The 545-nt window shown below is 45.3% G+C and carries 1 protein-coding gene; it reads left to right on the top strand.

Translation table 11 applies throughout. The annotated features are described in order from the left end of the window. Positions 1-193: 193 nt before the first annotated feature. On the top strand, positions 194-545 hold a 352-nt coding region (locus ABD126_RS38665; protein ID WP_486374856.1), incomplete at its 3' end, for a plasmid recombination protein.

The raw sequence follows: 545 nt of genomic DNA, 5'->3' as shown, positions 1-545 counted from the left end.
TTTATTGTCGCAAATCCAAATGTTTTCCCCTTTATTTGTGCATTTACAAAACATTCACTAACTTCGCACCTATGCAGTATGGTGATAGCACACTAGCACCCTAAAGGGTACGTGTGTAAGGGGACAAGCCCCCTTAACCCCCTGTCAGCCGGCTGTCACCGGCTGTTATCGATTGTCACAAAAATGTTAACTTATGGGAGCAACAAGTATTCATGTACAAGCAGTGAAGCCGGGGAGCGAGATTCACAACTTTAGGGAAAAAGAGTTGGACTATGTTCGTCCGGAACTTAGTCATTTGAATGAAAGCTGGGTTGGAGATAGCATCTCCCATCGGCTGGAGAGTGCGAAACAGAGATATTTCGATACGGTTGGGCAGAAGATGCAGACTAAAGCAGCACCCATACGGGAGGGGGTAATAGTAATCAAGCAAGAAACCACCATGCAGGAACTCCAGCAATTTGCCACGGTCTGCAAAGAACGTTTCGGTATCGAAGCATTTCAAATCCATATACACAAGGACGAAGGATACATGAACGCAAAGCAAT

Origin of the sequence: Saccharothrix mutabilis subsp. mutabilis (assembly GCF_039521145.1) — a bacterium.
Classification (GTDB): domain Bacteria; phylum Actinomycetota; class Actinomycetes; order Mycobacteriales; family Pseudonocardiaceae; genus Actinosynnema; species Actinosynnema mutabilis.
The sequence above is the reverse complement of the archived record's forward strand: the minus strand, read 5'-3'. Positions and strand labels throughout refer to the sequence as shown.